This window comes from Paenibacillus sp. 01L418, assembly GCF_056400045.1.
This window is the reverse complement of the sequence record NZ_JBFTSN010000828.1, coordinates 1-842: the sequence shown is the minus strand read 5'-3', so window position 1 is coordinate 842 and position 842 is coordinate 1. Positions and strand designations below refer to the sequence as shown.

General features: G+C 50.5%; 2 tRNA genes and 2 rRNA genes. All 4 read right to left on the bottom strand.

What is annotated here, in order from left to right:
- Window positions 1-315, bottom strand: a 23S ribosomal RNA gene (locus AC1DSE_RS35945); the annotation flags it as partial.
- 107 nt (window positions 316-422) lie between these two features.
- Window positions 423-498: transfer RNA gene (locus AC1DSE_RS35940), tRNA-Ala, on the bottom strand.
- Window positions 499-535: 37 nt separating this feature from the next.
- Window positions 536-612: transfer RNA gene (locus tag AC1DSE_RS35935), tRNA-Ile, on the bottom strand.
- A 116-nt stretch (window positions 613-728) separates the two neighbouring features.
- Window positions 729-842: ribosomal RNA gene (locus AC1DSE_RS35930) — 16S ribosomal RNA — on the bottom strand; the annotation flags it as partial.

Here is an 842-nt window from a genome sequence, read left to right as displayed (position 1 = left end):
TGTGAGACGTCCTACAACCCCAAGRAGCAAGCTCCTTGGTTTGGGCTAATCCGCGTTCGCTCGCCGCTACTGACGGAATCACTATTGTTTTCTCTTCCTCAGGGTACTTAGATGTTTCAGTTCCCCTGGTATGCCTCTTACTAACCTATGTATTCAGTTRRKAGTAACTRTCCATTACGAYAGCTGGGTTTCCCCATTCGGAAATCCTCGGATCAATGCCTGCTTACGGCTCCCCGGGGCGGTATCGTTGTTCGCCACGTCCTTCTTCGGCTCCTGGTGCCTAGGCATCCTCCGTGCGCTCTTACTAGCTTAACCAAATGCTCAGGTGATCGCTCACCTTCGCTTACGTAAAAACAGCTTTAAAGGATGTTTCAGCAATTCTTTTCTTTCGTTATCCAGTTTTCAATGTACAAGTATTCTTTTGGTGGAGCCAAGCGGGATCGAACCGCTGACCTCCTGCTTGCAAGGCAGGCGCTCTCCCAGCTGAGCTATGGCCCCAAATTTAGTATGGGTACCGACTTCTCAGAGTCGATAATGGTGGGCCTTAGTGGACTCGAACCACCGACCTCACCCTTATCAGGGGTGCGCTCTAACCAGCTGAGCTAAAGGCCCATAGGTATTCCCTTTGGACTTCCTTTGAAAGATGATTAATCTTTCAAAACTGACAACGAGTAAGCGATAAACTGCCAAGTTTATCCGAACCTCATCGGGTTCGGGTATTTCCTTAGAAAGGAGGTGATCCAGCCGCACCTTCCGATACGGCTACCTTGTTACGACTTCACCCCAATCATCTACCCCACCTTCGACGGCTAGCTCCCTTGCGGGTTACCCCACCGGCTTCG